Source organism: Vibrio sp., from assembly GCF_048266485.1.
GTDB lineage: Bacteria > Pseudomonadota > Gammaproteobacteria > Enterobacterales > Vibrionaceae > Vibrio.
The window spans coordinates 129,871-136,329 of record NZ_JBLWZK010000009.1 but is presented as its reverse complement, the minus strand read 5'-3'; the positions used below and the strand labels follow the sequence as shown (position 1 = coordinate 136,329).

Here is a 6,459-nt window from a genome sequence, read left to right as displayed (position 1 = left end):
CGCTCGTAGCTCAGCTGGATAGAGTACCTGGCTACGAACCAGGCGGTCGAAGGTTCGAATCCTTCCGAGCGCGCCATCATTTGATTTAACTACTGAAAAGTAGAACAATTTAAAATTCTTTGCGCGCTCGTAGCTCAGCTGGATAGAGTACCTGGCTACGAACCAGGCGGTCGAAGGTTCGAATCCTTCCGAGCGCGCCATATTTTGAAGCCCTGCACATTTGTGTGGGGCTTTTTTGCATTTTGCACTAAAGACACATTAAGTTGCTTTTAGTCGAATGAATAGTAGGGTAATTTACATCTAATTAACCAAAGCTACTCGATGCAAGCCCTATATAATATGCGTATACCAATGTCAGTTTGTTAACTGGATCAGCTTGGTATAACTTCAGTTAAGCAAAAATAATGTGGATGTCATCAATGATGGCATAACGTAAAGGACAACAACCCATGCCTTCAAATGCAAAGATTGTAATTTCTCAATTCGGTGCTCCAGAGCAACTTGAAATTTTAGATAGTGATATTCCTTCACCAAAAGAAGGTGAGGTATTAGTTAAGGTTTCGTATGCTGGTGTAAACCCTATCGATGTAAAAACGCGAGCAGGGCTAGGTTGGGCGGCTCAGCATAATAAAAATAACCTACCGTGGACTCCAGGTTATGACATCGCTGGTGTTGTGTTAAAGCAGAGCAAAGGCTGTCGTAAATTTAACCTGAATGATATGGTTACTGGCTTTATCGGCTTTCCACTACGTGGCGGTGGTTATAGCCAATATGTATGTGTGCCTGAAAGTGAGCTGGCTTTAGTACCTGAAGATGTTTCTTTAAAAGCAGCAGCAGCAATTCCTCTAGCCGGTCAAACTGCAGCGCAAGCATTAGAGAAGGCTAAGATTCAATCGGGCGAAACCGTGGTTATCTTAGCGGGGGCTGGCGGTGTCGGTCATATTGCAGTGCAAATTGCAGTTGCTGCTAAAACTACCGTTTATGCGACATGCAGTGCCGATAACTTGGAATATATTCATTCTTTAGGTGCTACTGGGCTGGATTACGCAAATGCAGATTGTCTTAAAGATATCGGTCATATCGATGTATTGATTGATTTAGTGGGGGGCGATACAGCGATACAAGCGATGAACTATTTACATCCAGGAAGTCGAGTGATCACAGTACCAACGATTACAGCATCGAGCGTTTGTGAGCACGCTTCTCAAAGGGGTATTATTGGAATGGGGATGCTAGTTGAGCCGGATGCTACTCAGCTTGAAGAATTAGTGAAATTGATCAGCGCAGGTATGATCAAGGTTGAAATTGAGCAAGTCATAAATTATCAAGACGTAGTGACTGCACATCAAAAAATTGAAACGGGTCGAGCTCGTGGCAAAATCTTATTGAATATGCAGTCTTAGGCTTTTAGTTGTCAGGTTTTTATTTAGCCCTGCAAGACTTACTTGCAGGGCACCCGCTATGGTTTTTATTTAGCTCTGGCTTTTTAAGTGCTACGTTGCTGCCGGGTAGTTCGGAAGTAACTTTATATGCTGCGCTCAGATTAGAGAATATCTCCCTCTATAGTGTGATGATGGTGGCAACCATAGGCAATACACTGGGAGGGATGACCAATTATTATTTAGGCTTATTACTGCCAAATAGAACATTGAAGCAAAAACGTGGTCAACAATTAGAGCGTTTGATTGAGCGTTATGGTTATTGGGTATTATTAATGAGTTGGCTACCTGTGATTGGTGACCCATTGTGTGCCGCTGCAGGTTGGCTCAGAATGAATCCATGGGTATGCTTTATAGCGATTATGCTGGGTAAAGGCGTGCGTTATGCTTTTCTTGCGATGATTTTTAAGGGATTGATATAAATGAAAAACTGGCTACTGGTTTTGACTCTGCTTACCTTGTCTGGCTGTTCTCTATGGGAGAATAAAACATCACCCTTGCCACAAGGTGTCCACCTTATTGAATCTCAATCAGCTGATCCTGATAAAGCATCCATCCCGTATTCAAAATATCAATTAGATAATGGCCTAACGGTTATCCTTTCTCCTGACCATTCTGATCCACTTGTCCATGTTGATGTTACCTATCATGTTGGTTCTGCACGTGAAAAAATTGGCCGCTCCGGCTTTGCGCATTTTTTTGAGCATATGATGTTTCAAGGTTCAGAGCATGTTGGTGATCAGCAACACTTTAAGATTGTCACGGAAGCTGGCGGTACTTTAAATGGTACTACCAACCGAGACCGCACCAACTACTTTGAAACTGTACCATCTAACCAGTTAGAAAAAATGCTGTGGTTAGAATCAGATCGTATGGGCTTTTTAGTCAATGCCGTATCACAACGTAAATTCGAAATTCAGCGAGATACGGTGAAAAACGAGCGCGGTCAAAATTATGATAACCGCCCTTACGGCCTAGTGTATGAAAGAATAGGCGAAGCACTGTACCCGAAAAATCATCCTTATTCATGGCAAACCATAGGGTATGTTGAAGACCTAGATCGTGTTGATGTAAATGATTTAAAAGCGTTCTTTTTACGTTGGTATGGCCCAAATAATGCTGTATTAACTATCGGTGGTGATATTGATGAAGCGCAGACTCTTGCGTGGGTAAATAAGTATTTTGGTTCTATTCCTAAAGGACCAGAAGTGACTGATGCTGATAAGCAGCCAGTGAGCTTACCCAATGATCGCTTTATTACCCTAGAAGACCGAATTCGCCAGCCAATGGTTATGATGGCATTTCCAACCGAATATCGTGGTGCAGAGTCAGAAGCGTCGATTGATGCGTTGGCGGCCATTCTAGGTGATGGTAAAAATAGTATCTTGTACCAAAACTTAGTGAAAAACCAAGTTGCTATAGATGCTGGGGCGTTCCAAGATTGCGCCGAGTTATCTTGTACTTTATATGTGTATGCGATGGGGGATTCTGGAGATAAAGGTAATCTCACGCCTATCTATCAAGCATTAAATAAAGCGCTAGAGCAAGTGAAAACGGAAGGCGTTAAGCAAGAGCAACTGGATGCGATTACTGGTCAAGCCGAAGCGGGCACTATCTATGCTCTGCAAAGCGTCAGCGGTAAAGTTTCACAACTTGCTGCTAATCAGACTTTTTATAACCAGCCAGATCGATTACAAACGGAACTGGATCAGATCCGAAGCGTGACGCCAGAATCTGTTCAACAAGCTTATCAGCAATTCGTCGATGGTAAGCACAAAGTGGTGCTCAGTGTCGTGCCGAAAAAGCAAACTCAGTTAGAGGTGAAAAAGCCAAACTTTACGCCACCGAAGCGCGATCTACCTGACTATCCAAAAATTACCGATGATCAACTTGATATTCGTCAGCCGAAAGACAACTTTGACCGCTCGCAAGTACCAGAAGTCGGCCAAGCCGTTTCTGGCACTATGCCTGAGTTATACCGCTTTAATTTAGACAATGGTATTCAAGTCCTTGGCACCACTACCACAGAAACGCCAACGGTCGCTATTCAAGTGTCTTTTCCAGCTGGTAGTCGCTATGTTCCACCGGGTAAAGAAGGCTTAGCCGATTTAACTGCCGCGATGCTGCAAGAGGGCACTACGGAGAACACTAGTGAACAACTGCAACAAGAGTTAGACAAGCTCGGTAGTAGTGTGAGTTTTTCTGCCGGTGGTTATCAGTCGAGTGTTGTGATTACCTCATTGACTAAAAATCTGGATGCGACCTTAAAAATTGCCGATGAAATGCTATTCAAACCTGCCTTTAATCAGCAAGATTTTGAGCGTGTGAAGAATCAAACTATTCAGGGGTTAATTTATTCACACCAACAGCCATCATGGCTTGCCTCACAAGCAACCAAACAAGTGCTGTACAAAGGGAGCTTATTTAGCCGCAATGCCGATGGTAGTGTCGATTCACTTAAGAACTTAACCTTAAAAGATGTACAGCAATTTTATCGTAGCCATTACACGCCGGTAGAGGCGAAAGCGGTGGTTGTTGGCGCGATTGATCAATCACAAGCATCACAAGCATTGAACTTTTTAAATAAGTTGTCTGGTGAAAAAGTAACAATGCCAACGGTCGGTAAGATTAAACCACCTACTAAGCAATCTATTTATTTAGTGGATAAACCGAACTCGCCACAAAGTGTTGTTCGATTAGCGCGTATTGGTATGCCTTATGATGCGACAGGGGAGATGTATTTAACCCAGTTAGCCAACTATAATTTAGGCGGTAATTTTAATAGCCGAATCAACCAAAACTTGCGTGAAGACAAAGGCTTTACCTATGGCGCAGGTGGCGCAGTTTATGGAACCAAAGAAACCGGTTTAGTGCTATATAGTGCACAAGTGAGAGCAGACTCTACCGCTGCCTCTATTCAAGAGCTATTGAAAGAGTTGAAACGCTACAGTCAAGACGGCATGACCGATGATGAACTTGCGTTTATGCGTTTAGCTGTTGGTCAACAAGATGCCTTGAAATATGAGACCCCAGGGCAGAAAGCCAGCTTGTTATATTCAATCTTAGACTATTCATTGAGTGATGATTTTATTGATAAAAAAGCAGAAATAGTAAAAACTGTTGATAAGTCGACACTCAATAAAGCCGCTGCTACTTGGTTCCAGCCACAAGATTTTCAAATTATTGTGGTAGGAGATGCTAAAAAGCTAACTCCTGAATTGAAAAAATTAGCAATTCCTATCCAAAACCTTGAAGTTAAGCATTAACGCCCATAAGTTATGATTGCCCCGTTATTGATGTTAATTCACTTTATCGATAACGGGCCTTTATTTTCTTTGATGTCAGGTTTTCCTGATGGCAATTATCTTCCAGAATGATTATCCTACTCGGATCGCAAACCACAATAAGTGAGTGCTATTTTGACCGACTTTTCTGCACGCCTTGAGCAAGTTGCTAGCAACCCAAACACGTTTAAGCAATTTGGACGCGGAATTGAGCGTGAAGCGTTACGTTATGATCTTAATGATCACCTTGCCTTAACGCCTCATCCTCAAACTTTAGGTTCGGCGTTAACCAACCAATGGATTACCACCGACTTTTCTGAATCTTTACTCGAATTCATTACACCAGTTTCTCATGATGTCGATGTATTACTACATCAATTGAAAGATGTTCATCACTTCACCATGACGAAAATGGGTGATGAGAAGTTGTGGCCGATGTCGATGCCTTGTTTTGTGAGTGATGAAGATAAGATCCCACTCGCAGAGTATGGTGCATCGAATGTTGGCCGAATGAAAAATTTGTATCGCCAAGGCTTGAAGCACCGCTATGGTAGTTTGATGCAAATTATTTCTGGCGTGCACTTTAACTTTTCTTTCCCAGAAAGTTATTGGGATAGCTTATATGGTGAACAAAACGAACAGCAGAGATCGGATACTAAATCAGAAGACTACTTCGCCTTAATTCGTAATTACTACCGTTATGGCTGGATCATTCCATATCTATTTGGTGCTTCACCGGCATTATGTCCTTCATTCTTACAAGGCCGAGAAATTGGGCTAGATTTTGAAAAGATTGGCAAGACGCTATATTTACCTTATGCGACAGCATTACGTTTGAGCGATCTAGGCTATACCAATAGCGCTCAAAGTGATTTGCATATTGGTTTCAATAGCTTGCAAGAGTATCTTGATGGGCTTAACTCGGCGATGCATAAACCTTCAGAGCGATTTGCTAAGCTCGGTGTGAAAGTCGATGGTGAACACCGTCAACTGAACAGCAATGTTTTGCAAATCGAAAATGAACTTTATGCGCCAATTCGACCTAAGCGTGTTGCCAAAGATGGAGAGAAACCATCGGAAGCGTTAAAACGTGGTGGAGTCGAATATATTGAAGTTCGCTCACTAGACGTTAACCCATTCAGCCCTGTTGGGGTGGATAAAGAGCAAGTGCTGTTTTTAGATTTATTCGTGACTTGGTGTGGTTTAAAAGAATCTGCGCCGATGAAAGAGGGCGATTTGGAGTGTTGGCGTAGTAATTGGAATAATGTCATATTGGAAGGGCGTAAACCAGGATTAGAATTTAAACTATGCTGTGACCAAGCGCCGAATACTCTCGTTCATTGGGGCAAGTTAATGTTTGCTCAGTTACAAGAAATTGCGGTTGAAATGGATAAAGCACATGGTGGAAATGATTACCAATCGGTGTGCCAGACGTTAAGTTCATGGATCGACGATCCTGAGTTAACCATTTCTGGTCGTTTACTTAATAACATTCGTCAAGCGGGTGGTATTGGTAAAGTCGGTTGCCAACTTGGTGAGCAATATCGCGATGAATTATTAGTGCATCAATACCAAGTCTATAATCAGCAGATGATGGAAGCGGAAGTAGTACGCTCTCGCCAGGCTCAGCAAGAAGTCGAAAATGCTGACCAATTAAGCTTTGATGACTTTCTTGCCGACTACTTTTCTTATTTAAGTCAGTCATAATATGATTTGGGGAAGAAGAGTATCCGCTA

Annotated in this window: 4 protein-coding genes and 1 tRNA gene; all 5 read left to right on the top strand. The window is 42.4% G+C overall.

Features of this window, described 5'->3' with window-relative positions; all coding sequences use genetic code 11:
• Positions 1–123: 123 nt before the first annotated feature.
• A tRNA-Arg gene (locus ACN0T8_RS11720) sits at positions 124–200 on the top strand.
• Between the two features lie 249 nt (positions 201–449).
• On the top strand, positions 450–1,403 hold the full coding sequence (locus ACN0T8_RS11715) for an NADP-dependent oxidoreductase (RefSeq protein ID WP_417880803.1): 954 nt from the start codon (positions 450–452) through the stop codon (positions 1,401–1,403).
• A gap of 29 nt (positions 1,404–1,432) precedes the next feature.
• Complete coding sequence (locus ACN0T8_RS11710) at positions 1,433–1,861, top strand: YqaA family protein (protein WP_417880816.1); 429 nt, start codon at positions 1,433–1,435, stop codon at positions 1,859–1,861.
• Positions 1,862–4,705, top strand: a complete 2,844-nt coding sequence (locus tag ACN0T8_RS11705) for a M16 family metallopeptidase (protein WP_417880802.1) — start codon at positions 1,862–1,864, stop codon at positions 4,703–4,705. It begins immediately after the preceding gene.
• A 153-nt stretch (positions 4,706–4,858) separates the two neighbouring features.
• A complete protein-coding gene (gshA, locus tag ACN0T8_RS11700; RefSeq protein ID WP_417880801.1) occupies positions 4,859–6,430 on the top strand; it encodes a glutamate--cysteine ligase in 1,572 nt (523 codons plus the stop codon).
• Positions 6,431–6,459: the final 29 nt, after the last annotated feature.